This window comes from Stygiolobus sp. CP859M, from assembly GCF_037389975.1.
Lineage (GTDB): Archaea > Thermoproteota > Thermoprotei_A > Sulfolobales > Sulfolobaceae > Stygiolobus.
Genome location: NZ_JBBHKS010000025.1, coordinates 1 through 24,395 on the forward strand (window position 1 = coordinate 1; position 24,395 = coordinate 24,395).

Sequence of the window (24,395 nt, forward strand, 5' to 3'; positions counted from 1 at the left end):
TCACCTCCAAGTAATACCTCCCGTGCTCACCCTAAAAAAGTATTATCATCAACGTTCTCCTAATAAAGCACAAACAATTCAAATAATTCATTTTAGATTAACAAAATTGTTGTCCACACTCGATAGAGATAGAGCTGCTCTTTGAATTAGCTACGTAAATTGAATTACCTACAATACAGTCCCCTTGAGGATAATTTCCTACGGGCATAATCGCTACGACGTCATCATTAGTAAGGTTTATAATTGTTAGAGTATCACTACCGCGGTTTACAACAAACATCAAATTGCCCCCGATCTTAATGTTTGTAGGACTGCTACCAGTCACTATTTCGTTAACTACAGTGTTCGTACTTGGGTTTATAACAGCAACATAATCCCTAGACGCTACGGCAACATAAACGTAGCCCGTGCTAGGGTCTACAGCAACCCCTAGTGAGAAGGGTAGTGATATAGTAGTTACTTGCGAGTCTGTTTTCGGGTTTATAACAACCACACCTTTATTGGTTGTTGCATAAATCATGCCGTTCACGGGGTCAAAAGCTAACCTTATTGGAATGCCGGAAGTGCTTATCGTGTTAATTACTTGGTCAGTGTTGGGGTTAATCACAGATATCGTAGTTTCACCAGAATTAGCTACGTAGATTAACCCTTCAGCATATATTATACCTATAGGGCTCGAACCGACTGGCATATAATCAACAATAGCGTTAGTACTCGGATTGAGTACTGCTACTTGGTTAGAAGAGGATAATGTGACATATATTAAATGATTAATGGGGTCTAATGCCATCCTAATAGGGCCACCACTTACATCAATAGTGTCAACAACACTCATAGTAGTTGGGTTTATCACGGTTATTTGATTATTACCGTAGTCTGCAACATACACAAGGCCGTTATACGGGTCATACAGTATTCCAACGGGCCAAATATTTGGGTCATAAACCACTCCGTTCCCGCTCACTAACGTGTTATTAAAGAGGAATAATGTGTACTCCTCATATTGATTAGGGGTAGATTGAGTTGGGGTAGTCGTAGTTGAAGGAGATAGTTGGAGTTCTTGTGCACCGAAGTTCTTTATAGACTCGGAGATATTGCCCGGCTCTATTAACGCTTGACCGTTAATGGGAGATACTTCAATCCCTAAAGCCCTTTCCCCAGTGTCTAATGAATAGGGGAAGAAGTTAGGTGGTGATATTATTGTACCGTTTACTAACCGGTACTTAACACTTAAGACTGCTGTACCGCTAGTGAAGACAGCTGAATGCCCGAATATCCCCCCTGAGTTAAGTTCCGCGTCGTAATATAAACCGTTCCCAGTTTTATTCTCTCCATCAACCAAGAAGTAAGACGTAACGAAACCGGGGACTTTAATAGTCAGGTTATCGTAGTAAAACGTACCGCTACTGTTCATGATACCGAACATTATTGTGACCCCGCTTTGGGAGTTATTTACAGTAGTGACTACCGTGGTACCGTTGCTAACATAAAAGCTAAAGGAGGGTTGTAGGTAAATGTAAACATCCGGTCTTACTTTTCCTTGAGTAAAATACAGTTCATTTGAGTTCATGATGGCATTATATGTTGTAAAGTTCCACACATTTACTTCCATATTGCCAGTATAGTTTTGCGTATCTATATGAAGTACGTTCTGTACCCAGTATTCTTGCACTCCGTTAGTAGTTAGGACTTGTAAAACAACGTTTTGTTGTAGGGCAATGACCGGTTCCCAACTACCTAGATCTGTTGGATACTCTTCAGCCTTTAGATTATAATAACTTATTGAACCGTAAACAGTGTAAAACTTCAGAACATAAGGTTGGAAGTTCTTCCCTATCCCGTAATCAACAACACCCTGATCCCTAGGTAAGGGTATAACTCTCAACAGAGAAGCATTATAAGCCGTAATCTGGTAACTCCCTCCTTGAAGGTAAAGATAGTATACTCCGGGATTTACAGAGATAGTATAAGTATTTCCAGAGCCGGAAATATCTAGCTTTATATTCTTCCCCTCTCCTCCTACAACTAGTACCACTGGGTAATTAGGGTTTCTTACGTTAAACGAAGTGGTTATGACACTTTGGGTAGTGGAAGATAATGCGTAGCTGATGACGGGGACTAGTTCGAGTATCAGAAGTGATACCAGGATAATATAACTTACTCTCTTTACCCACATAAAATATCTAGCTGATAGTAACCCTTACCCGTATTTAAATTTTTTCTTAAACAACTGGAATGAAAGTAAGTCTAACTATTTCCACTAATTAAGGATAAAGTAGCCCGATTTTTGACAAAATTGCTTTACTCTAGTAAAAATTTCCATGACTGGTTAAACTCTAGTAATTAATAGGATCAATAAGAAAAATCAGGGTTGAGGTCTACCTTCAATATCTATTACATAGTTCCCTTTCCTACCCCTTATAAAGAATATTTGCCCGTTAACAGTGTTCACTTCTATTTGATAACCGCTCAGCATAAGAGCGTTTAATAATTGCTGGTGCTCTTGCATTGCCGGCTGTTGAAAAGCCGTTGGAGCTGTGGGTTGTTGAGGCATAAAAGGTTGTTGGGGCATTGACGGTTGTGTGGGAGGTGTCATGGGGCGGGGCATCTGAGTTTGAGGCATCGGTGGTTGAGTGACTGGTTGTTGGGGCATCATAGGGCGGGGTTGAGTGTAAGCTGTTAGGGTTTGCTGGCTTGGCTGTTGTATTAAGGGTTCAACGATATTCATTAACTCCCACTCTAACCTACCGTGTGTAATCAACCTCACAGTCCCCCAATCGTTAAAGACTTCCACTTCTCCGTGTTCTTCTCCCCTTCTTACGAATATCTTAAATCCATTATCCCTAGGTTCATCCCTATGGATCTCGAAACCTTGGTTTTGCAGTTCACTAACTATTTTATCGTGAAGGGAGTTTACGTCTACATTATCCATTTGGTATTTTTTTCCATAACCTATCCTTGAATTTTCGTCATTATTCCTATTTAAATCTTTTCCTAATTATATAAAAATCATGTGACCGAAATAGAATAAATTTTGTGCATAGGAGCTAAAATATAGTTATTATTCTACGGCTAAATATAGGCTTAGTCCCTATCACCCGATATCTGGATTGATATGAGGCTCTATGTTTTCAGAAATTAATCCACAACAGTCCTCGAGCGTAAATAGTACTATTAGGGATAAGACACCGGTATAGGTCATTTAGAGTATTCAGCTCTAATTTGGCTGATTAAATTAATATGAGCCTCTATTTCTAATCCCGTAGGCACAGGGTAAAAACGTTTATTAAGCCTCTTAATTTATTGAAAAGACCTTAATTCTTAGAATCTAATGTCATAATGCATATAACTGAAGCTTCATTAAATACGAGTGCTCCCCACAATAGAGATGGCTTAATAATAATTCATTTATTTTTCTTTAAAGAAAAAAAATTACAAATTTTCACAAAATTCCACGTATATAAAGTTTTCTCTGTTTCATCACATTTCAGGTTGATAATTTTAAGTAGAAAATAGCCTATATTCTACGTATTTAGTAAACAGAAGGTAAACCACAGCTTATTTGTACAAGAGCAGATCAATAGGAATTGGTCAAGTGTCCTCTATGTCACGGCGATTTTCAAGCCCCTCTCTAACTAGAGAGAAGAAGTGACAGATACTATGCGTGTTAGAATTTTTCGAAGGACTATCAGACCTAATTAAAACTCCTTAATAAAACTGAGTATGTCTAGCTCAGTGGAACCGGACCTGCACTAGTTGTCTACAACCAATTTATTTTCTTTAAATACAACGTCAGCATTATACCTAGTACGATTAGTGGAGTTAGAAAGTACACCGTATCAATTGAGTCCAGTGATGAAGGCAAAGACGAATAAGAGACGGCGTATATACTAGCAATTGCTGTAATCGGTAGGAATATAAAGGAGATAGAAGTAAGTTTCTTTATTATTATGTTTAACTCGTTTTGTACCTCCGTCAGGTATATGTTATATAAGTCAGCTGACCTAGTTATGAGGATCTCAGATCTCTCATAGGCAAACGCCACGTTGTCCAGTGTGTCCTTACTCACGAACTTAGAGAGCTTTTTAGCGACGTAAAATAGTGAGGACGAGTCAGAGTACAGAGTTTGTATCTCTTTCCTCAGGTCTTTTACCTCTCCTACGTTTTTTACTTGACCCTCGGTTATCCTCTCGAAGAGTTGGTCAAACTTGCGGAAGAGTTCCGTCCTCTTTACACCAAGGTAGTAGACCACCTCGTCTAGGATTACGTCTATTATAGTAGTCAACTCGCAGTTATCGAAGTCGGAGTCCTTAATCATGTTGAATAACTCCTTGCTGTGTATTGTTACTTTACCGTCAATCAATGAAAAATATGTGGACTTTCCGTTGATGTCTATTCTGACGTAGACGTTTTGTCCCATGTAAACAACTCTGTAAACATTTAAGTCATCCAGCGGAAGTTTCGAAATATCTTCATCATATCGGATTTCGCACTTCATAAATAGAGAAAATGAGTTAAAGGTAATAAGCTAATCTACAAGATATGGGAGTGTGAGCATAATGTAGTTACCGAGCTATTTTTATTTCCTCATTTTTAACATTTTATAATACCTCGTCCTCGTCACAAAGAAAGTACACTTAATAATATTATGCTAATAACTGCACTATCAGTATTGAGATAGTGTCGTCGTTAAGCTACAAGTTCTGGGATTAACCTTCTCTCCCATAAGACTAGGGCTATGGAGTACTTCATGCTGCGAATGCTCCTATTTACTGCCTTCGTTGCTCTCTTGAATCTGATTAGCCTATCCCTTAATGAGGAATGAAAGGACTCATTCGGGTTAACTAGCTAGACAACCGTGTGGTCTTTTAACCAGAAGTACAAGTTATAATCATCGCTCACCCATCTACCCTCTTCGGGCAAATACTTTTTGACCTAAAGGAAAGTACTCTCATCCCTATCCCCCAAAATGAGGTAAACTCCCAGCTTCGTGTACACGTAACAAAGGGGATCTTAATTGGTGTCGCCGTTACAACAGTAGCTGGGATTGTTCCGGGATTAAGAGTTTTAATCCCTCCAGTTCAAAGTGTTTCCGGATTCCCTAAGACTCTGATCCTAGACTCATCTGGTAATCCCATTAAAGCCTCTACGTTGCCGGTCAATAGTCCCATAATCATGATCTTCCCTTACCCATTACAAAACGAGATCAACTTCTTATCGAATTTGGGTGACGAGAACGGGAACCTGGTAGAAGTACCACCTACTACCGTTGTAGTTCCTCAAACTTGTGATAAGTACCAGTTCCCAGGCGGGGTAGGCCCTAATAAATTCATAGTTGCTTACAGTGCGATCTGCCAACACTTGGGCTGTACACCGCCATGCATTCATTTCTACCCTCCAAAATACGTTAACATATCACAAGTTACCGCACCGGAACCTGACAAATTAACCGTGCAAGCTGTTCAGGCTGCACAAAGCGCTAAAGTCCCGGCAATAATACATTGTGACTGTCACGGCTCAACCTATGATCCCTATCACGGTGCGGCTGTCCTAACTGGACCAACAGTCAGACCTTTACCTACTAAAGTCTTAGAATGGGATAGCACCAGTAGTACCTGTGACTATGAGCCAAGTCTTTGAGGTTTACTTACCCCCAGCAGTAATAAGTGGAGTCGGAATATTCTTAATACCGTGGGAAAAGAGTGTTGATGACCCTTCCGAATATTTGATCTATAGCGAATGGGAGAGCTTAGACGCATTTAGGAATTTCGTAACAAGCGAGGCTTATAGAAACACAGCAAATTACGGTAAGACTATAATTGAGGGTAGGCCTCACCATAAGGTGTTTCAAGAGGTTAACGCGTAGTCAAAAATCCAGGAAAATACAGAGCGTCTAAATAGAAGGCAACAGAGAACAAAGCTAGCATAAATAGTGGTAATAGCAGATTATATACTACCTTATTTTTTATCCCCTTCCTAAAGAGCAAGCTTCCCAGACCAGAAAGTGAATGTAATATAAAGAAAAAGGAAAGAGGAACATTTAGAATCACGTGGAGTTCAAAACTAACCTCTCTAGTTAACAGCCCAAAAGTTAACTTGTTTATAATAGTTGAGGTATGGAGTCCAGCTCCCCAACCCGTAATTCCCTCCAATAGTGCTAAAATAAAGAGAATTATAGCCGTATCTCTCCGAGTTTCCGGCCTATATATCGAGTCCTTTTCCATGGGGTTAAACGCTTTCCTACTCGTCATCATTACTAATAAACCTAAGACGAAGAGAGGTAAGTTCAATAACGAAGCGCCCAGTGATGTCAAGGTTATCCCGCTGTATACTTTAATCCTTTGAATACCCATAGTTTACACCTCTTAGCTCTTTTTCCCAATAGTTGGTACCAACAAATATAAAAAGATTTCTATCAACGTGAAAAAGGATTCAGCCCGAAATCTTGCTTTAACAACTGAGCTGAAGACTAAAGGCCTTTCTTCAACTCATTGTGACTTCCATAACTTTCTAAGCCATCGCTCTCCGGTTGTTTTTCTATGTATTCTTGCCATTGTAATACCACTTGTCTTCCCAAATATGAACGGAAGAATTAATTTTCCATATGTATCCATGTGATCTGATGTAATTTCGGAGTCAATATTAATAAGTGTAATAAGGCTGACTTTTATAAGGTGTTTACCCGTGGCGTAACTTTCCTTACTTTCAATTACTTCTAATTCCACCACGGGCATCCCTCTTAAGGGATCATACACATTCACCCATTGGGACTAGTCGAGGGAAACATCTATATAGCAGCAGTTATGGGAATCTTAGGGAGGTAATACCAAGAAGTCGGTATTAGCGAGAAGTTTTTAATTTTAGACGTCTTCATACTGAAAAGATGTCAAACGGAAAAGGACAAATCGAGTTAGCTAAGGAGAAGTTGGTCAAGGCAGTGAACCAAGTCCTGGGCATAGTGAGGAGGAACGAGAGGAGCAGGAGGGTAGGACTAGCACTAGCCCTCATGACCCTGCTAGGCGGTAGGGCCAGCGTGAAGAACGCTGCTGAGACGTTCGGGTTGGACTACGCAAACCTGCTGGAGGCGTTGGGAGAACTCGAAGACGCGTGGAGGGACTACTTGAAGTTCCTGTCGGGGCTGGTGAAGGGTGAGGTTGTTGTCATCATAGACGACACCGTGGACCACAAGGAGTACTCCAGAGGAAAGGACGTGAGCCCCCACGGAAACTACTGGATCTACTGCCACGCCCACGGGAGGTTCGAGAGGGGCGTGCAGCTCCTCACGGTCGCCATAGTAGACCTCTCCACGGCAGTATGGGAATCTCTTTTTTAGCGTAAAAAATGAGATGAATAAAATACATAAAAAGTCGAAAGAATAAGATTTTTCGTAGAAAAGTTTGTATAAACGAGGGCGGACCTAATTATATGCCCAAGACAAAAGGTGTTAAGCAAGCTAATAGGGGCTTCGTTAGGTCCGCCCTCAAATTAATTTACACACTACTAGCTCAAATACTTTTCCCTAATGAGCTCGAACAACTGCTAAGGGCCTTACTTAAGGCTAGGGGGAGTTACTTGAGCAGACTAGGAAACGAGGGAAGAAAAGCCTTGAGAACCTTGAACCGCATCAATGTTGAAGACGTGAGAAAAGCGATCAAGGAATTGGGAAAGAAAGTGTTAAGGGAGACGAGGGACAGAAGGGTAGCCATAGACTTCCACGCAATACCACAATACCACAAGGATAAAAGATTATTGAGCAGGATAAGGCCAAATAAGGGGACTAGTTGGGGATTAGCCCAAATAGTAATCTACCTATTGGGGAGGAAAAGGGCCTTCTTAGACGTCTTACCAATAACAACGAAGAAAATAGCCGAGGACTTCAAGAAGGTAATGCAAGTTCTCATGGAGGAGTTGGACAGCGAGGGGCTTAGGCTTGTTATGGTCTTTGCAGATAGGGAGTTTGCTGTTAATGAGGTGGTTAAGTTTCTCTTGGATATGGGTTTGGACTTTGTCATAGCTGCTAAGGCTCAGATGTATGAGAAGTATTTGGGGATGTTAAGTCCGGTTGATGTTTATTACGCTGGGGTGAGGTATGTTGGTTTCTTGTGTGTTAGGCATTATTCTGGTGCTTGTCTAGTTATGCTTAAGAGGGATGATGGTGGTGTTATAGGGTTTTTGGTTAGGGGTGAGGTTGATGTTCAAGGGGCTGTTGTTTTGGCTGAGATGTATAGGGTGAGGTGGGGTGTTGAGAATGCTTTTCGTTCTCTGGAGGAGTTTAGGGTTAGGAGTAGGACTTGTGATGTTAGGAAGGAGTTGGTCCTTATTCTTTTATCTTATCTCTTGGTTAATATTTGGTTTTTGGTTCGTTCTTGGAGGAGGGTTAGGTTGTGGGAGTTTTGTGAATCGCTCTTGGAAGGGCTTGAGGTGTCGCGTAGCTCAAGGGATCAAAGGGGTAGGGTGTTATCACGGAAGTGTTTTTCCCTTAAGTCCAGCTGATTCTATGCTTCCCTTATTATTCATGTTAAATAAATTGTATATCTCTAGTATATTCAAGAAAAATATTATTTATTAGCTACAATAGCCCGAAATATATGATATTTTGTTGTAAATTAATTGAGTTAAATTCAATTTATTCTAAGTTTTAGTTTATCTTGCAATAAACGAGATTCCCATACTGACGGGCAGGGCGTTCATGGTGGGAGCCTTCCCCTACGTCGTGAGGAAGATGTTGGATTTGGGGATGGTCACCGAGTTCAAGACCAAGATCGAGATGGCCAGGGAGATATTGGACGTGCTCAAGGGGTACTTCCGCGTGTCCAGGGTAGTCTTCGACTCGTGGTACTGGTCGGAGAAGCTCGTGAAGGACAACGTGGTGTCTGAGCTCAAGTCCAACCGGAGGCTACTCAGGGTCGAGTCGGCCCGGGGGACCCTCGAGGAGGTGGAGGGACACCTCCGAGTGGGAGACCTACCCCCCGGAGTCTACTACGCCGACCTAACCTTGGGAGCCCAAGTGATTACGGTAAAACTGTTAGTCCAAGAATATAAAGGTGACTCCGGGACACACGTCAGATACCTCTACACGACCGATCTCTCGCTCAGCGAGGAGGAGATCGAGGAGGCATGGAGGATGAGGTGGGAGATCGAGAAGCTTCACAGGGACGCCAAGGCCCTTGGACTGGAGGACTCTTCGTTCTGGAGGAGAGAGAGGCTTCAGGGTTACCTCACGATCTTCACCATCATGACCAATGTTGTCAGGGAGCTGGTGGGGGCACTTAACCTTAGGAGTGTGGAGGCGTTCCTCAGGTTCGTTGAACGTTATTTAGGTGGACCGCCGGGGCTGATGAAAATCTTTAAGTTACGTTAAAGTCCCATAACTGCTGTTATGAGATAAATCTTGATACAATTCATTGGAGGACGTATGTGAAGGGTAAAGGTGTTTATCTCCTCATTTTAATTTTACAGATAAATAGGATCGAGATAAAAACTCGTTACAATTTAGGAATTATAGACTGAAATTGAAGACTTCCTCTCCTCTCTGATAGACTATTACGTCCTTATCAATTATCGCGTAGCATCTGAATTTGGATGAGCTATCTACTCTGAGGTATTTACCCCATTCGAATTCGTAATAGGAGTAACAACCGTCAGTCATGTGACCGTTAAGGTGGAGCTTAGGTTTGATCTGTTCTAAGGCTTGTAGCATCAATTCCGCAGCCTCATTGTATCTCATTTTAGGGTATATTTCGGGGAGGTAGGGAGGTTGGTGAGTAATTAGTACGTCTACATTTTTGTCTCTTAACCTACTTATTATTTTTAGGAACTTATTAGGAGGTATTCCGTAATTCTCGTCGTCCCCTATTAGGCCGTTAATCCCCGTGACCTTCATGTCTCCAACACTCATTATTTGACCATCTCTAATCGAGAAGTTCTTCACTATCGAGAAATTCTCATGATTACCGTAAACTGCTATTAATTTAGTCCTCGAGAGAATATCGGAAAAATCAGCTACTGACATCCCTTCTCCCCAATCACCAGCCCCGATTAAGTAATCTGGTTTTAGCTCATCTAAGATATCTAATAGCCATTTAACCGAATCCATTTCCTCTCTACTATCGAGGCTCTTATGTAGGTCGCTTATAAATAATATCATTTATCTTAAGATTTTAGTTGGGGAGTTAAAAAGATTGAGGCATTTAAGTTTTTTGCAATAGCGTGCTTTGGTGATTCGTCGAATTTATCTCACTGATAGATAACGTGAACCTTTCAGTAACATTAATTTCAACGTCATTCGCAAGTTCACACGCGAATTTATTCTCTTGGAGCTTTAAAAGTGATAAATAAACGCCACGAGGTAATAATCGGAATTCTCCCTTTTAAGTCTTAAGTGGTGCCTCAAAATTGGACGGTTAAAATAGGACTTCAACATTACGGTATGTTAGCCTTTGAAACACTCAAGGGCGTAGCGTCGAGGACAAAAGGATTGTCCTTTAAAGTGTCTTAATGAATTCTTTAAAGGATATCGCACTGCCCTTTTTCCAACAAGTCTTTATCGTTAGAAACCAACGTCAAACCTCTGCTAATAGCCGCGAAAACGTAAGATGCGTCATAATATGTTAAACCCCTCTCTACGGCGACCCTCATTACCTCTTGCATTGGTAAATCTCCTAAAACGTTAAACTTCCTAAGTAATTCATGAAAGAGTTTAGCTAATATAAAGGGGTCTTTAATCTTCTTATGGATCCTATAATCCTTCCATATTGCATTTCCTACTTCATAAAAAGTGAGGTCTAGAATGTAGACCTTTTTTACGTCAACCTTATCTATGTAATTTAACAAAGGGTATATGACAGATGCATCAAGCAAATAGCCTTCCATCTTTACCTTTCATCTCTACTTCTCCTTATAGCCTCGACCCATTCTTCTTCGCTTACGTCTTTCATTAGTTGTTTAATGTCGCTTGCTACCTTTTTCAACTCCTCCTTCTCTTTTTCTTCTATGGCTTTTTCTAGAGCTTTTTCGACCACATCCCTAATATTTATCCCCAACTCCTCTGCCTTTTCCTTTAATCCTTTTTTGACTCTTACACTTATCACGTCTGACATATTATTGTATACGCAAAACTGGTATATATTCTGATCTCTCCGACGCAAGCATCCAATGACGGTTTTCACTCCTCCCTGAAGGACCATAATGCATCTGGTAATCATACTGTCGTTTTAAAAATAATATCTACGTTATTTCAACGTGAAAGGAACGTAAGGGCTGGAGAGAGGATTTTTGATATCGAGTGTAAAAAACTTTCCAAGGACTGAGTACTTCTACATAGGTCTGTTATTTGATCGCTAACAAGAAGGTTTAAATTAAGACCGTGACCGTATTCAAATTTCCGCCTCTAATATCCACCGAAGACGAATATACGTGAACACATAATCCTTCCTTATATTTTCTGTAACCGTTAAGCTCGTACCTCAATCTCTCTCCGAACGACTCGACCTCAACTTCATCTTTATCCTTAATACCTAACGCCGTGTCAGTTCCATGTCTAACTTGGAATCTACTTATACCTCTGGGGTATTGCTGACTTCCTTGGTTCTATAACTGCTATTTCCATCCCCTTTCTTCTCCCCCATTTCTGTCCTTCTCGCAATACTTGGAGTTATTCCCTAAAGAGGTGTACCACATGGCGGAATTAGAAGCAATTAAAAGTTAAGGAAAAGTCACGCTATGGGTTAACACAGTGCGAATGCGACACACTTCTAGACATTATAAGGGTGTTAGCAATAACTTTAAATTGTAGAAATAAAACCTTACGATGGAAAAAACAATGATTAAAGTAGAGAGAATTACAAAGTATTTTGGCAGAAGAAAAGTTCTCGACGACGTCACTTTCACAGTAAATGATGGGGAAATCATTGGATTCGTTGGTCTGAACGGTGCAGGGAAGACGACGGCCATCAGGGTTATTGTAGGAGTATTAGAACCCAACTCGGGCGATGTGTTTATAGACGGTATTAGTATAACAAAAGACAAGAGGAACGCTTCAAAACGAGTAGGTTGGGTACCAGAACTACCGATATTTGAATTAGATGCAAGTGCTCTTGACTATTTCGTCTACATAGCGGGATATTACGGTATAGGGAGTAGTGAAGCTAGGGAGTTAGGAAAGAGACTGTTTGAAGAGCTCGGGTTATCAGGTAGGGAGAAGGACAAGCTCAAGAACTATTCCCAAGGAATGAAAAAGAGGTTTGCACTTGCTGTTTCCCTCATATCTGATCCAAAAAATTTCATCTTTGACGAGGTACTTAACGGTTTAGACCCTCAAGGGATACAGTTCTTCAGGGATTTGGCGCTTAAGATGAAAAAAGAGGGGAAGGCTGTACTTTTCTCCTCTCATATATTATCTGAGGTCGAGGCCATTGCTGATAGAGTAGTGTTCATTCACAAAGGAAAGATACTCAAAGAAATGAGTATTGAAGAAATAAAGAAAAGTGTAAGGACGAGGGACTTAAAGGTGGTTTTGGGAGACTTCAAACCTGAGGCGCTAGCTGAAGCAAGTAAGTTCGGTCAGGTGACCAATAACGGCAATGTGATCATAATCAAAGACTGTAAGGGTGATATACCTCAAGTGTCCTCAGCACTTTCAAAGTATCAGGTCGTAGAAATTGATTGGTTAAAGGGTAGTTTAGAGGAATTCTTTTTCAAAATAATAAATGAACGAGGTGGGTAAAATGGCTTCCACGCTCCTTTATGACTTTAAGAGGAGCTTGCTTAAGCCCGTAGCATTAATAACGTTGGCCTTTTTTGTCATAGCAGGTATAGGTGTGGGCTTATACCTACACCATATAAGTGGGATTGGCCCCTCAGATTACGAGAACTTAAATTTACTAGCCCTCTGTTATCATAGTGTTAAAAACTCGTTCATTACCGGTATAGTATTTAATAACCAAGGTGAACCTTTACCAGACGCTAAAGTCCTGGTCATGCACGACGGAGAAGTGGTGAACAGCACCGTTACAAATAACCAAGGCACATTTAATATAGATATTGGATATCCGTTACCTCTAAACACGTCGGAAAGCACTCCAAACATCGTAGTAGAAGTAGAATATAACGGCCTCACCAGGTTTTGGAGTAGTGTTCCACAGTATTCTGGTACCGGTTACGGTGCACTGTCATCGGGCGTAAACTATGGGGTAATCCCAATAATTAGTTCGAGCGAGTTGTGGAAATTGAATGTGAATCTCCCATTAATCTTTTCTAAAAGCAGTGAGAGCGGTATCGCAATTTTACAAGAGTTTGGCGACAATCTGATAATACTATCCCCTGACAACTTAACACTCGAATTAGGGTTCTTTCATAATATTTCTCAATTTAACGTTAACTCTCCTTTACCGATCAAGAAAGTTGTTAACGTCAGTGCTTTCAAGCCCGAGATAGTAAGTCTCAATATACCTAACGGGACTAATTATGTCGTGGTTGAGTACTATTTACCAGGTTCACCTACATCAATAGATACGTATATTTCTGCTGTGTACCCGCATACTGATCTATGGTATAACGTACTTTATAACTATCCTAATCCATTAGTGTTTTACTCCTTGCTCTTCCCCTTTATAGCCATATACTTAGCTTATTCGATGTTTGCTGACCCTAGAAGCAACGGCACTCTAGAATTCCTGTTAGCTAGACCTGTTACTAAGGGCATTTTATATTTTAACCGTTTTATGGCGAATCTACTGACCGTTCTCGTCTCATCTATCATTTTCAACGCTGTCGCTGCACTGGTCATTTTACTTATCACTGGGATACTTATACCAAGTTACACTATCATCATGGAAACGCTAGGAACATTCTCTAACTTGTCGGCTTACGTAAGTCTGACTTATATGTCTGGCGGATTGACCAGGCAGAGTAAGTTAGCATTAGCTATACCTATATCACTCTACCTCGTTCTACTGGCAATTGTCTTTTCGGCGTCATCCTTCCCTAGTATGCCTTGGCTCGTTTATGTACCACCATTAGTGCTAGAAAATTATATTAACGATCAGATATTAATAACGCTCCAACCACAGATATTAACACCTGTCCAACCATTAAGCCTGTTAGGTAGTGTGGTCTCCGCTGCTTTATGGGTAACGGTACCAGCGATCATAGGGTATGTAGCCTTTAAAAAAGAGGACATTTGATAAATCAATAAAATGCCTTATCTGAGAGGTTTAATAGAGTAGAAGAATTCGTAGAAAATCTACCAACTAAGATCCTCTGAAATTCTAATTTTCGAATAGATTTACACTTTTTTGCCATAACTTTTTCCTCACCTATCCAGTAATTTATGATATACACGTTACAACTACGAACTTCTTTAAAAAATCAGCTTGCAGATGTCACTATACCAGTCCCCCTTCTTACATTACCTTTACGATTAGTAATGTGATGTTTATACTCGAAATACTCGACCGCCGATGTGCGTTTCAAATTCCATAATTAGTGGTGTTCCCCTCAATCTCCCCCGATATATGACCTTTTGACCCCTTAATTCGCAGCGGAGCTGCGAAAGTTACACCCCGGGTCAACACTTTAAGTACAGAAGTTAAAATTACATTATAACTTCATTCTAGCTTAGTCAGCTTTATCTTATGAATAACTTTATATAATCGAAACTCATTAACCATCTCATGAAAAAGGAGTTTCTCCCTTTTATATTACTACTTACCATCCTAATGTTACCAGTTACTGCTAATTCGCAAATACAATCCACAAACATCAGTTTTTCCATGGTTGCCCCACAGTTAACCTCAGCAATTTATTATCAAGGACATTACCTTATTCCCTTTACTAACCTAACCGGAGTATATAGCGTCACCAACGAGGGTTTCTTAATTTCGCTTAAACCGGAATCTTTCATCAATTATTCTGGTAAAATGTTCGACTTGCCCTTTGGAATTACCAGTATTAGTGGTGGAGTAGTAAACGGTAAAGTAGTCCTATTCGCATTAGGAACTTCTCATAACATCACCCTTTCTAACGCTAGTCTTTCTTCGCTCTTCAGCCTCTTTCAACTACCCTTGTTGTTCAAAAACGTATCACTTTACCTCATCACATTTAACGGAGAAGCGTTTAACGTTAGTACAATTGCGTCAAATGTAAGCTATTGGCAAGTGATAAGTAACGGTGTTTACACTTATGCAATAGGAAATAGCACAATTGTAAGTATTTATAATGGAAAATAGGGAGTGTTATAAACCTAAAAATAGAGAACTTCACGCCCTTGATTCCCTTAGCTTTAGGTAAGGACGCAGTAAGTTTAGAAGGAATAACGAACGGCGGTGTGGGGAGTGAACTCTTGGGGAATGAAATCCTTGTAATAAACACTACTAACGGAGAAATTATCAAAAACATAACTGATTTTATAGTTGCGACACCGGTGATGAATTCCTCAAATTCCGAGTTTGTAGTCCTTTACAGCAACGATAGTATAGTAGTGTATAACTACTTAGGAGAGCAGATAGGAAACATAAACATAAGTGTAACCCCTAACATTAAATATGTAGAATTATTCGGTAACTCGACTTTATTCGTTCTATCTGCATCAGCAACAGTAACCGGTCTATCTGCATCAACAGTAACCGGTACCATATTACTTAGCTTCACAGCTTATACTTATGTCAATATTCAAGGTAAATGGATAAAATACACTACGTATTCAACACCTACTAGCTCAATTGGTCAGATAATAACCCCCATAGGAATCCTAGTGTATCCAAGTTACTACAAAATTGTGTCATATATTACGACCTTTTCGAAAACGAGCGGAATTTTAAGCATGACTCCGTCTTTCATGACCATACCGTTCACAAAACCCTCGCCGCCTAGACTAGAGGTCTATACAATTGAGGGGATTGGATCCTCTACTATCGTTATCTCAGCATTTTATCCAAATTCGACATTAATAGGGGTTTATAACGTAAAGTTTCTAGTAAACGGAAGTCTTGTGGGAGTCTACAGTATTGGGGAGGATGCGTACTATACCGTAAATTCAAGCGGGATTTATAATGTTACAGCTATAGTTAGCAATGCGTTCGGCTCTGCCTCTGTAAGCAAAATGGTTAACGTTACGGTACAGCAACCTGTAAATACTACGACCACAACAACAATGACGACAACAACTACACAATCTGAAACAAATACGACGATAACAACGACTACTACTATCTCGCCATCCACTACTAACACGACAACAACTACAACAACAACGACATCCTTGCCAATCACTACCACCACGACAGCAACATCAGTAATATCATCGACATCTACATCGACTAAACCACAAGGCTTTCCGACCTTACCTATAATTGTCGGTATAATAGTAGTTGTAGTAGTTTTCGGCATATTTGTCCTGTTAAGAAGGAGATGAGACTACCTTCCCTCCTTATTTTTTCTACAGTCTCTTGAATACTTTTCAACCCATAAGCTTATTCCTAAATTCGTATAGGAAACCCTTTACGTCAAAAGATCGTAACTTAAGGAGTATCTACTTTTCTCAGCAGTCTGGGAAGGTGGACGACTCTACAAGCAACAAGATTACTTTTCTCTTAATAATTCTAATACTTGTCTTATTAATTCATCTCCCTTTTTAGTTATAAAAACCCTCAACCTCTTACCCTCAACTGTAGGGATATATTTCATCTCCACATATCCACTTTTATGCAAGATCTTAAGGTGCTGATACAGTTCACCCTTATTTAGCCTTGTGGCGTCTAACAATTCCTTAAACCATGCAGACCTAGTATAATAAAGACCCAGCAGAATCCCTAATCTAACTCCTTCATTTAACTCCTTATTATCCTTCAACAGTTTTATTAATTTCTCTAACTCCATTCCTCAACCCTCCTTAACAATCTGTACAAAAAAGTTAAGATTGGGGGAATTAAGAGGGCTATCATGTGGAAAGGAGATATTATAATAGCTGCCCCTGAAAGGATATACGACGCAACTAGAACGTATTCTAAGGATTCCTCTTTCAAGAACCTTATTGTAGCGATTAACTGCCTTCCGATGAAAGATATGTATACACCTACAAGGAAAGCTGGGAAATTAGACAAGACGGGGATGTAAAAAGAGAGTAGAAATAGGACGTAAAGTACTAAAAGAGAAACTGCGTAAGTCAGCTTAACTATGAAGGGAAACTTTCTGACTATTAACCTATGAGAGTTTAGTGTCTTGACATACGGGTACACAAACCTACTCATCCTTAAAGAGATAAACACGTATATTGTAGAAAATAATAGTATGCTGATGTTAAAAGTGAGAGGGTTTGAGACAAGGCTTGTGAGTAAGAAAGTAGTAAGACTTCCAAGCCCTATAAAATCTAATACTATCTTTGCCACGTTAAGCATAACGCGATGATAAATGTTCTGACTTATTTCTAGGGACTTTTGAATATCTATCTCCTTGCTGGTGATAATTCTTTCACCTCATACTTAATTTTCTCATCGGACATTTTAAACTTAGACTAAGGTTAAGGTTTTTTAACTTCACTCGAAGTCCAACAACTAAACCAGCAACCAACCCAGCATGCTATATATACATCTTTTCCCCTCGCTTTCCTATTACATTTTATCACCTTCAACAAGCTCACCGTTAACTATCGTATAAACCATCACTTCCTTCTTATTATCATGTAACATCTTGATTAGCTCCTTCTGCTGTGTCACAATTATACCCTCGTTTACCTTTTCACGTAATAACGATATCACCTTATCCCTCTTATTCACGTCGACATTCTCTACAGGCTCATCAATAGTGACTATTTGAGGCCTTGTAAAAAGCGCTAGTGCTAACGATACTAAACTCCTCTGCCCACTAGACATCTTATACATTGGCTTGTGTATCACCTTTCTGTCTACGTTTAGGTAGTCCAAGATGTTTGTGAACTCTTTCAAATCCCCACCCTTAATCTCCGCTATTATCTTCGCAGTATCCCATACGGAATTACCTATGGTGTACACCTCTTGAAGGTTTGTGGAGTACTCTAAAACTCCCTTAGCACTCCTGACCTCCTTGCCGTTTATCTTAATTGAACCCTTGTATGGGATTATCCCAGATATAGCTCTTAACAATGTAGTTTTCCCGGAACCATTAGGACCTAATATTACACACAATTGATTGTCTAGTTTTAAGTTAATGTTTCTTAAGACCGTAAAATCCTCAAAAACGACAGATAAACCTTTGATCTCCAACATTACCACACCACCTCCTCCAGTCTTAGTGCTTTAATCTTCTTCAAAATCAAATTCCCTAGTAACAGTAAGACTATTGCCAGTGATGCTACTTCAACGGAGTAAAGGCTTATGGTGTCGTGGATGAGGGAGTACGAAATTATATTTTCAGCTTCGTAAAAGGGGTTAAGTGATGATGAGGCTGAAGGCGAGAGTTCTGAAATTGCTAACAATAAAAAGAAGATGTAGTAAGCGTAGTTGGACGCTTTAGCCCCAACCTTAACCAGTAGTGTTGCGGTAATCGTGAAGGTCAAGGATAAGATGAAGAGACTTGAGATTAAAGTTGAGGCTATAAAAGGTAGAATATTATCGACCCTGATAATTTCGTAAAAATGGTTAAGTGTTAGTTTAGTTATTAACGGTGTAATGAGTGCTGCGAAAATTACCGAGTACGTGACTGCTGAGACGAGCGAACCTATGAACAAACTCAGGATGTAGTTAGACATTCTAAGTTTACTAAATCTCATGAAGTATGCTAATGCAGAGGACTGGTAGACTACAGTAATGCTAAAACCTGTAGACAGACTAGCTACCAACAGTAATATCGCAACACTGTACCATATTATTCCTGCATTTATGTTTTTAATACTATTTAGTGCAAAATAAAGTCCTAATGAGTCCAGTAACATCATTCCGAGTAAATAAGATATTGCAGTTGCAGAGAACAAAAACCTCTTTATCATAGATTTCTCTAATTCCATAATTTAAATTCCGTGAATGGTAATAAAAACGATGGATTAAGTTAAAAACTATTAACTAAACAAATTCTTTTTAATCGTGGTTTACTAATGTAGTAAAAGGTGATCAAAGTTGATGGTAATAATTACTATAGAAAATCAAACCAAAATTAATCCGATAACACTAGGTCGCTGGTGAGGAGATTATGACCTAGTTTGAAAACTCCTTACCAAACTATTAGCAGGCATTATAAAAATGGTGGAGGTACCAAGAAAATAAGGATCACAGTGAGAAAGAGGGGCAAGATACAGACCCGGAAATACAACCGCCACCATTGATATAATATGGATAACCTAAAAAAGACAAGTCTAACCCTTCAGCTTGTAAGGCTGAGTAGTCATTACCATCGAGACAAGATGAGAAGCCATAGATACTCGGTTCAAAAACTACTTGGTTTCCAATAATTATAGCTTGAACGTCGCCTTGACAACCTCCTTGACCGTTAGGATTGGGAATCATATAAGTTGCTATAATTGGTATTTTGGGATTGACTACATAAGTTACTCTATTAGCTAAGGCACCATGACTAAATACCCAATTTGGAGGTATAGAGATAGTTTTTTGAAGAATAGATAATAATTTCATTATAGAAGTTCTAAAATTAGATTAGGAAATTTTACTCTAAATCAAAAGAGACTGTTTCTCCTTAACTTTCACAATTTGAAATTAGGACTATATTTTCTAAATAATCAGTCATAAGTAGTTTAACTTTGTTAAAGTAAAACGATTCTTGATGTTAATTGGTTATCACCCTAACTAGCCGGAAAGAGGTGGGAATTAAACCTGAATACGAGTGCGAAAATCTGTTAACAATATTATTTTAAGTTTAATAAGTGAATAAAAAGAAAAAGGATTAACTTTGATTAACTGTTGTGACATATAAATTATTCAGCACACTAAGATACAACAACCCCCAGTTCCAATAAGAACCACCGGTGCCCGCGTTTACCTCGGCCCAATAACCGCCATCGTGGGGTGTCGTGAAATTGTTGTACAGAGGTAAGTCGAGTGTTATCACACTCGAGGTGTTTAAGTCCACGACTTTAGCGTATATCGTATTATCGTACCCATCGTAAGTGACGGTCATCATTATTAAATCGCCCTTCTGTAACCCTTGTATGAACCCGTTACCACCGCCTCCTACTAGCAGTTTAATATTGTTTTCAGTGACAGTACCATTAGGTGAGGGGTAAACTACCCATACGTTAAATTCTCCAGTATTCGAGTAATAATAACTTAAAGCGTACCAATAGGGTTCCCATTGCACGACTATATATGGTGTTGAAGAATAAGGATAAAATATCTCCCCGGAGGTCTTCTCGGGCCAAGACTGCATCCCAACGTTCCGTAATTCAGAGGTATAATATGTGGAACCGTTAACCCAATTATGCACTGGTGTAACAAACATCATCACAGTATATCCATCTGCGGGGTAATCTGGAAACCCGTATTTACCTAAATAGGAGTTCCCCTCAGTGAAAGTACCTACCATAACTACTGTGTAATTACCACCAGTGTAATTTAACCCAGTGGTGTTGAGTATTAAAGCTGCTGCTGACAAAGGTTTAGCTGGGACAATTTGTAACACCCAGTTATGGTAAGATACATTGCTCCAGTAACTACTATATGGAGAAAATAATTGTATGTAGCTTTCATTTTCTATGAAATAAACGTAAGAGTAGTTTATAAACGGCTCATTATACTCCGTGCCGAATATTAGTTGACCCTCCGATGAAGAGCCGTTGTATACAACAATCTTATAGCTCTTACCTAACACCGTAGCTAGGCCAAGGAATAGATGCTCTTCACTCGGTGACAAGGGATAATACGTAATAGATGAGGTATAGCTAATGGTCGTTGAGGTCGTAGTTGGTGGTAAGAAGTTATTGATTACTGGACCTCTATGTAAATTGATTACTGGAACACCCTTATATGGTAGGAAAAAGTAGCCGAATACTCCTACGGCAATAACCACTATCACTAGAATCCCTATTATTGCTGGTACCTTACTCCCTTTTTTATTATAATTTGTAATTACTGGTGTTAATTGGTATCCGCACCTTACACAATAATCTACATTATCTGGATTAGGATATCCACACCTAGGACATACTTTAGTCATATTATACGGCTTACTAAACTACATTTAATAAACTTTGTGCACAAAAACATTTAGAGAATGTTTTCCCTTGAAATAAATAGTTTATTGTAAAATTCTTGAAAAGATAAAAGAGAATTTAACTTTGAATTTTTAAGAAATTAATTCGAAAATAAATTAGTTAGACTCGTAAGGAAAACCTAATCTATTCCTACGAGCACTTTTTCATGGACTTAAACTTAATTTAGATCGATTAACGCCTCCCTTTAAGGAGTAATATTTTTATAGTCTATAACTTTAGAATAGAAACGAACTTAAATGGTTATATATTGTAAAAGGTGCGGATATGCTAATCCAGATAATGTAAATTATTGTCTAAGATGTGGATTTCCCCTTAAGATGGTTAGCCTCCGCCACGAAATCCTACCAGACGTTATTTTATCATAGGACTAGGAGCAGCCTTAGTTACAGTAGGAGGAGGTATAGTACTCTATCTTGATTATTTGCAAGAGAAATTAGCTTTCCCTTCTAGGACTATCATACCCATTACATCGGAAACAACATTGACTAGCCCAATAACTCAGACAACATCCGCTCAGACTTCACCAGCCCCTCCTTTAGTTAGCCATATTATTCCAGTTGTTGCTGTAATACTCAACGCATAATAGGCTCCTTTAGAAACAAATAATTAAGGACCTGAAGGCTCTTACTCTTATTTTTATGTGTTTGTGAAAAACCGTTATTAAGTTAATTGGTATTTTGGGATTGACTACATAACAGCAGTTATGGGAATCTTAGGGAGGTAATACCAAGAAGTCGGTATTAGCGAGAAGTTTTTAATTTTAGACGTCTTCATACTGAAAAGATGTCAAACGGAAAAGGACAAATCGAGTTAGCTAAGGAGAAGTTGGTCAAGGCGGTCAACCAAGTTCTGGGCATAGTGAGAAGGAACGGGAGGAGCAGGAGGGTAGGACTAGCACTAGTCCTCATGACCCTGCTAGGTGGTAGGGCCAGCGTGAGGAACGCGGCTGAGACGTTCGGGTTGGACTACGCAAACCTGCTAGAGGCGTTGGGAGAACTCGAAGACGCGTGGAGGGACTACTTAAAGGTCCTGTCGGGGCTGGTGAAGGGTGAGGTTGTTGTCATCATAGACGACACCGTGGACCACAACGCTCCGGGAAGGACGTGAGCCCCCACGGGAACTACTGGATCTACTGCCACACCCACCGGAGGTTCGAGAGGGTCAAGCTCCTCACGGTCGCCATAGTGGACCTCTCCACGGGCAGGACGTTCATGGTAGGAGCCTTCCCCTACGCCGTGAGGAAGATGTTGGACTTGGGGATGGTCAACGGGTTCAAGACCAAGATCGACTTGGCCAGGGAGATGTTGGACGTGCTCAAGGGGTACTTCCGCGTGTCCAGGGTAGTCTTCGACTCGTGGTACTGGTCAGAGAAGCTCGTGAAGGACAACGTGGTGTCTGAGCTCAAGTCCAACCAAGCTCAGGGTCGAGTCGGCCCGGGGGACCCTCGAGGAGGTGGAGGGACACCTCCGAGTGGGAGACCTACCCCCCGGAGTCTACTACGCCGACCTGACCCTGGGAGACCGAGTGATTACGGTGAAATTGCTAGTCCGGGAATATAAAAATGACTCCGGGACACAAGCTAGGTATCTCTACACGACCGATCTCTCGCTCAGCGAGGAGGAGATCAAGGAGGCATGGAAAATGAGGTGGGAGATCGAGGAGCTCCACAGGGACGTCAAGGCCCTTGGACTGGAGGACTCTTCGTTCTGGAGGAGAGAGAGGCTTCAGGGTTACCTCACGGTCTTCACCATCATGATCAACGTCGTCAGGGAGCTGGTGGGGGCTCTTAACCTGAGGAGCGTGGAGGCGTTCCTCAGGTTCGTTGAACGTTATTTAGGTGGACCGCCGGGGCTGATGAAAATCTTTAAGTTACGTTAAAGTCCCATAACTGCTGTACATAAGTTACTCTATTAGCTAACGCATCATAACTAAATACCAAATTGGAGGTGTAGAGATAGTCCTAATGTATAATAAAGCTAATGTAAAATCTAGATAATAATTTTGTTCTAATAATAATAATTAATTATTAAGTCTACTATTTCTACTTTTTCTTTATTAAATCTTAATTTAATAGTTATAGTAAAGTTAAAGATGATAGGGAACTTGCGGTAATGTATTATCGTAATGTAAGTGTTTCTTAATTTAAGGACTAATGTTACGTTAAGCCAAATGTTTATCTTACGGTCTCTTATCGATTAAGCTTTGGCGTTTCTGCCTAGTTTTTCCCAGATAGTAAATTTATTCGGAATGGTATTTACTCAATACATTTTTCTCATCTGCTATCAAGCTTCTATCAAACGGAATCTGGTTATAATAAGGGTTATAACAGCTTACATCAGTGAACTCCATTAAAATTATATTATTATTGTATATTTTTTACATATTAATTATAATTTGGCTATATATAAACTTACCTATATGATGACTAATTTGGACTCGATACGAAGAAGTAGCTAAAAAAGGCGTTTATTCCTTATCCTCTACATATTTAGTAGAAGGAAGGTAGGAAAATGACCACTTATAAACACTAATTTTGTGTGTCAAAAACGGATTCTAGTCATACCTAAGTATTTATCATGAACTATGTAGTGATAATAAACATTAATTTCCATTGTAATATATTATATCCACGGTTTCACTATGAAGAGAAAGCATATAATACACGAAATTAATTCTCTTGATACTCTTAATTAATACTTTTAATACGATGAAATTCAAGAATTTTTACAAGTGATTCCCTCATTGTACTCGTTGATAGTGTCGTCATTAAGCTACAAATTCTGGGATTAACCTTCTCTCCCATAAGACTAGGGCTATGGAGTACATCATGCTACGAATGCTCCTATTTACTGCCTTCGTTGCCCTCTTGAATCTAATTAGCCTATCCCTTAATGAGGAATGAAAGGACTCGTTCGGGTTAACTGGCGAGACTACCGTGTGGTCTTTCAACCGGAAGTACAAGTTATAATCATCGCTCACCCATCTACCCTCTTCAGGCAAATACTTTTTGACCTCACGGAAAGTACTCTCATCCCTATCCCCCAAAATGAGGTAAACTCCCAGCTTTGTGTACACGTAACAGAGTGTGGACAACAATTTTGTTAATCTAAAATGAATTATTTGAATTGTTTGTGCTTTATTAGGAGAACGTTGATGATAATACTTTTTTAGGGTGAGCACGGGAGGTATTACTTGGAGGTGA

20 protein-coding genes and 7 pseudogenes are annotated in these 24,395 nt (G+C 39.8%); 11 read left to right on the top strand and 16 right to left on the bottom strand.

Annotated features, from left to right (window positions below; genetic code table 11):
• Window positions 1-97: 97 nt before the first annotated feature.
• The 4 genes and pseudogenes from WIW72_RS13050 to WIW72_RS13065 all read right to left on the bottom strand — a co-directional run.
• Window positions 98-2,176, bottom strand: a complete 2,079-nt coding sequence (locus tag WIW72_RS13050; protein ID WP_337721495.1) for a thermopsin family protease — start codon at window positions 2,174-2,176, stop codon at window positions 98-100.
• 189 nt (window positions 2,177-2,365) lie between these two features.
• Window positions 2,366-2,932, bottom strand: a complete 567-nt coding sequence (locus WIW72_RS13055) for a hypothetical protein (RefSeq protein WP_337721496.1) — start codon at window positions 2,930-2,932, stop codon at window positions 2,366-2,368.
• 828 nt (window positions 2,933-3,760) lie between these two features.
• Window positions 3,761-4,498: a CorA family divalent cation transporter gene (locus WIW72_RS13060; protein WP_337721497.1), complete on the bottom strand. Its 738-nt coding sequence runs from the start codon at window positions 4,496-4,498 to the stop codon at window positions 3,761-3,763.
• A 191-nt stretch (window positions 4,499-4,689) separates the two neighbouring features.
• Window positions 4,690-5,004: pseudogene (locus tag WIW72_RS13065) on the bottom strand (IS1 family transposase); the annotation flags it as partial.
• 39 nt (window positions 5,005-5,043) lie between these two features.
• Here WIW72_RS13065 and WIW72_RS13070 point away from each other — a divergent pair.
• A pseudogene (locus WIW72_RS13070) lies at window positions 5,044-5,610 on the top strand (Rieske iron-sulfur protein SoxL2); the annotation flags it as partial.
• A gap of 13 nt (window positions 5,611-5,623) precedes the next feature.
• Window positions 5,624-5,866 (top strand): antibiotic biosynthesis monooxygenase family protein, encoded by a 243-nt coding sequence (locus tag WIW72_RS13075; RefSeq protein ID WP_337721498.1) that lies wholly within the window; start codon window positions 5,624-5,626, stop codon window positions 5,864-5,866.
• On the opposite strand, the gene WIW72_RS13080 is transcribed toward WIW72_RS13075, so the two are convergent.
• Both WIW72_RS13080 and WIW72_RS13085 read right to left on the bottom strand, forming a co-directional pair.
• Complete coding sequence (locus tag WIW72_RS13080) at window positions 5,856-6,353, bottom strand: hypothetical protein (protein WP_337721499.1); 498 nt, start codon at window positions 6,351-6,353, stop codon at window positions 5,856-5,858. The two genes, WIW72_RS13075 and WIW72_RS13080, sit on opposite strands and share 11 nt — an antisense overlap.
• A gap of 135 nt (window positions 6,354-6,488) precedes the next feature.
• Window positions 6,489-6,725: a hypothetical protein gene (locus WIW72_RS13085; protein WP_337721500.1), complete on the bottom strand. Its 237-nt coding sequence runs from the start codon at window positions 6,723-6,725 to the stop codon at window positions 6,489-6,491.
• A gap of 158 nt (window positions 6,726-6,883) precedes the next feature.
• Between WIW72_RS13085 and WIW72_RS13090 the strand changes: the two are divergent.
• From WIW72_RS13090 to WIW72_RS13100, 3 genes and pseudogenes are all read left to right on the top strand, one after another.
• A pseudogene (locus WIW72_RS13090) lies at window positions 6,884-7,309 on the top strand (IS701 family transposase); the annotation flags it as partial.
• A gap of 116 nt (window positions 7,310-7,425) precedes the next feature.
• Window positions 7,426-8,493: a transposase gene (locus tag WIW72_RS13095; protein ID WP_337721501.1), complete on the top strand. Its 1,068-nt coding sequence runs from the start codon at window positions 7,426-7,428 to the stop codon at window positions 8,491-8,493.
• Window positions 8,494-8,647: 154 nt separating this feature from the next.
• Window positions 8,648-9,361: pseudogene (locus tag WIW72_RS13100) on the top strand (transposase); the annotation flags it as partial.
• Window positions 9,362-9,499: 138 nt separating this feature from the next.
• Here WIW72_RS13100 and WIW72_RS13105 read toward each other — a convergent pair.
• The 3 genes and pseudogenes from WIW72_RS13105 to WIW72_RS13115 all read right to left on the bottom strand — a co-directional run bounded on the left by WIW72_RS13105 (window position 9,500) and on the right by WIW72_RS13115 (window position 11,099).
• Window positions 9,500-10,147 carry a metallophosphoesterase family protein gene (locus WIW72_RS13105; protein ID WP_337721502.1) on the bottom strand — a complete coding sequence of 216 codons (648 nt, stop codon included), beginning with the start codon at window positions 10,145-10,147 and terminating at the stop codon, window positions 9,500-9,502.
• Window positions 10,148-10,484: 337 nt separating this feature from the next.
• Window positions 10,485-10,872 (bottom strand): annotated as a pseudogene (locus WIW72_RS13110) (type II toxin-antitoxin system VapC family toxin).
• 2 nt (window positions 10,873-10,874) lie between these two features.
• Window positions 10,875-11,099 carry a type II toxin-antitoxin system CcdA family antitoxin gene (locus WIW72_RS13115; protein WP_337721503.1) on the bottom strand — a complete coding sequence of 75 codons (225 nt, stop codon included), beginning with the start codon at window positions 11,097-11,099 and terminating at the stop codon, window positions 10,875-10,877.
• A gap of 722 nt (window positions 11,100-11,821) precedes the next feature.
• Between WIW72_RS13115 and WIW72_RS13120 the strand changes: the two genes are divergently transcribed.
• From WIW72_RS13120 to WIW72_RS13135, 4 genes are all read left to right on the top strand, one after another.
• Window positions 11,822-12,724 carry an ABC transporter ATP-binding protein gene (locus WIW72_RS13120; RefSeq protein ID WP_337721511.1) on the top strand — a complete coding sequence of 301 codons (903 nt, stop codon included), beginning with the start codon at window positions 11,822-11,824 and terminating at the stop codon, window positions 12,722-12,724.
• A 1-nt stretch (window position 12,725) separates the two neighbouring features.
• Window positions 12,726-14,183, top strand: a complete 1,458-nt coding sequence (locus tag WIW72_RS13125; RefSeq protein ID WP_337721504.1) for an ABC transporter permease subunit — start codon at window positions 12,726-12,728, stop codon at window positions 14,181-14,183.
• Between the two features lie 489 nt (window positions 14,184-14,672).
• On the top strand, window positions 14,673-15,227 hold the full coding sequence (locus tag WIW72_RS13130; protein ID WP_337721505.1) for a hypothetical protein: 555 nt from the start codon (window positions 14,673-14,675) through the stop codon (window positions 15,225-15,227).
• Window positions 15,228-15,265: 38 nt separating this feature from the next.
• Window positions 15,266-16,411, top strand: a complete 1,146-nt coding sequence (locus WIW72_RS13135; protein ID WP_337721506.1) for a hypothetical protein — start codon at window positions 15,266-15,268, stop codon at window positions 16,409-16,411.
• Between the two features lie 167 nt (window positions 16,412-16,578).
• Here the strand turns inward: WIW72_RS13135 and WIW72_RS13140 are convergent, their stop codons facing one another.
• The 6 genes from WIW72_RS13140 to WIW72_RS13165 all read right to left on the bottom strand — a co-directional run bounded on the left by WIW72_RS13140 (window position 16,579) and on the right by WIW72_RS13165 (window position 21,135).
• Window positions 16,579-16,875, bottom strand: coding sequence for a transcriptional regulator (locus WIW72_RS13140; protein ID WP_337720085.1), 297 nt, complete (start codon window positions 16,873-16,875; stop codon window positions 16,579-16,581).
• Entirely contained in the window at window positions 16,866-17,384 is a 519-nt protein-coding gene (locus tag WIW72_RS13145; protein ID WP_337721507.1) for a hypothetical protein, read from the bottom strand. The genes WIW72_RS13140 and WIW72_RS13145 overlap by 10 nt, the downstream gene beginning before the upstream one ends.
• 222 nt (window positions 17,385-17,606) lie before the next feature.
• The gene (locus WIW72_RS13150) at window positions 17,607-18,239 is read right to left on the bottom strand and encodes an ATP-binding cassette domain-containing protein (RefSeq protein ID WP_337721508.1); all 633 of its coding nucleotides are present in this window, start codon (window positions 18,237-18,239) and stop codon (window positions 17,607-17,609) included.
• Window positions 18,239-18,976: a hypothetical protein gene (locus WIW72_RS13155; protein WP_337721509.1), complete on the bottom strand. Its 738-nt coding sequence runs from the start codon at window positions 18,974-18,976 to the stop codon at window positions 18,239-18,241. Before WIW72_RS13155 ends, WIW72_RS13150 begins: the two co-directional genes overlap by 1 nt.
• A 259-nt stretch (window positions 18,977-19,235) precedes the next feature.
• Window positions 19,236-19,598, bottom strand: coding sequence for a hypothetical protein (locus WIW72_RS13160; protein WP_337721510.1), 363 nt, complete (start codon window positions 19,596-19,598; stop codon window positions 19,236-19,238).
• Window positions 19,599-19,866: 268 nt separating this feature from the next.
• Complete coding sequence (locus WIW72_RS13165; RefSeq protein WP_337699137.1) at window positions 19,867-21,135, bottom strand: zinc ribbon domain-containing protein; 1,269 nt, start codon at window positions 21,133-21,135, stop codon at window positions 19,867-19,869.
• A 294-nt stretch (window positions 21,136-21,429) separates the two neighbouring features.
• On the opposite strand from WIW72_RS13165, the gene WIW72_RS13305 reads away from it, so the two are divergent.
• Window positions 21,430-21,558 carry a zinc-ribbon domain-containing protein gene (locus WIW72_RS13305; RefSeq protein ID WP_443295090.1) on the top strand — a complete coding sequence of 43 codons (129 nt, stop codon included), beginning with the start codon at window positions 21,430-21,432 and terminating at the stop codon, window positions 21,556-21,558.
• A 418-nt stretch (window positions 21,559-21,976) separates the two neighbouring features.
• Window positions 21,977-23,071, top strand: a pseudogene (locus tag WIW72_RS13170) (transposase).
• Window positions 23,072-23,959: 888 nt separating this feature from the next.
• On the opposite strand, the pseudogene WIW72_RS13175 reads toward WIW72_RS13170, so the two are convergent.
• Window positions 23,960-24,395 (bottom strand): annotated as a pseudogene (locus tag WIW72_RS13175) (hypothetical protein); the annotation flags it as partial.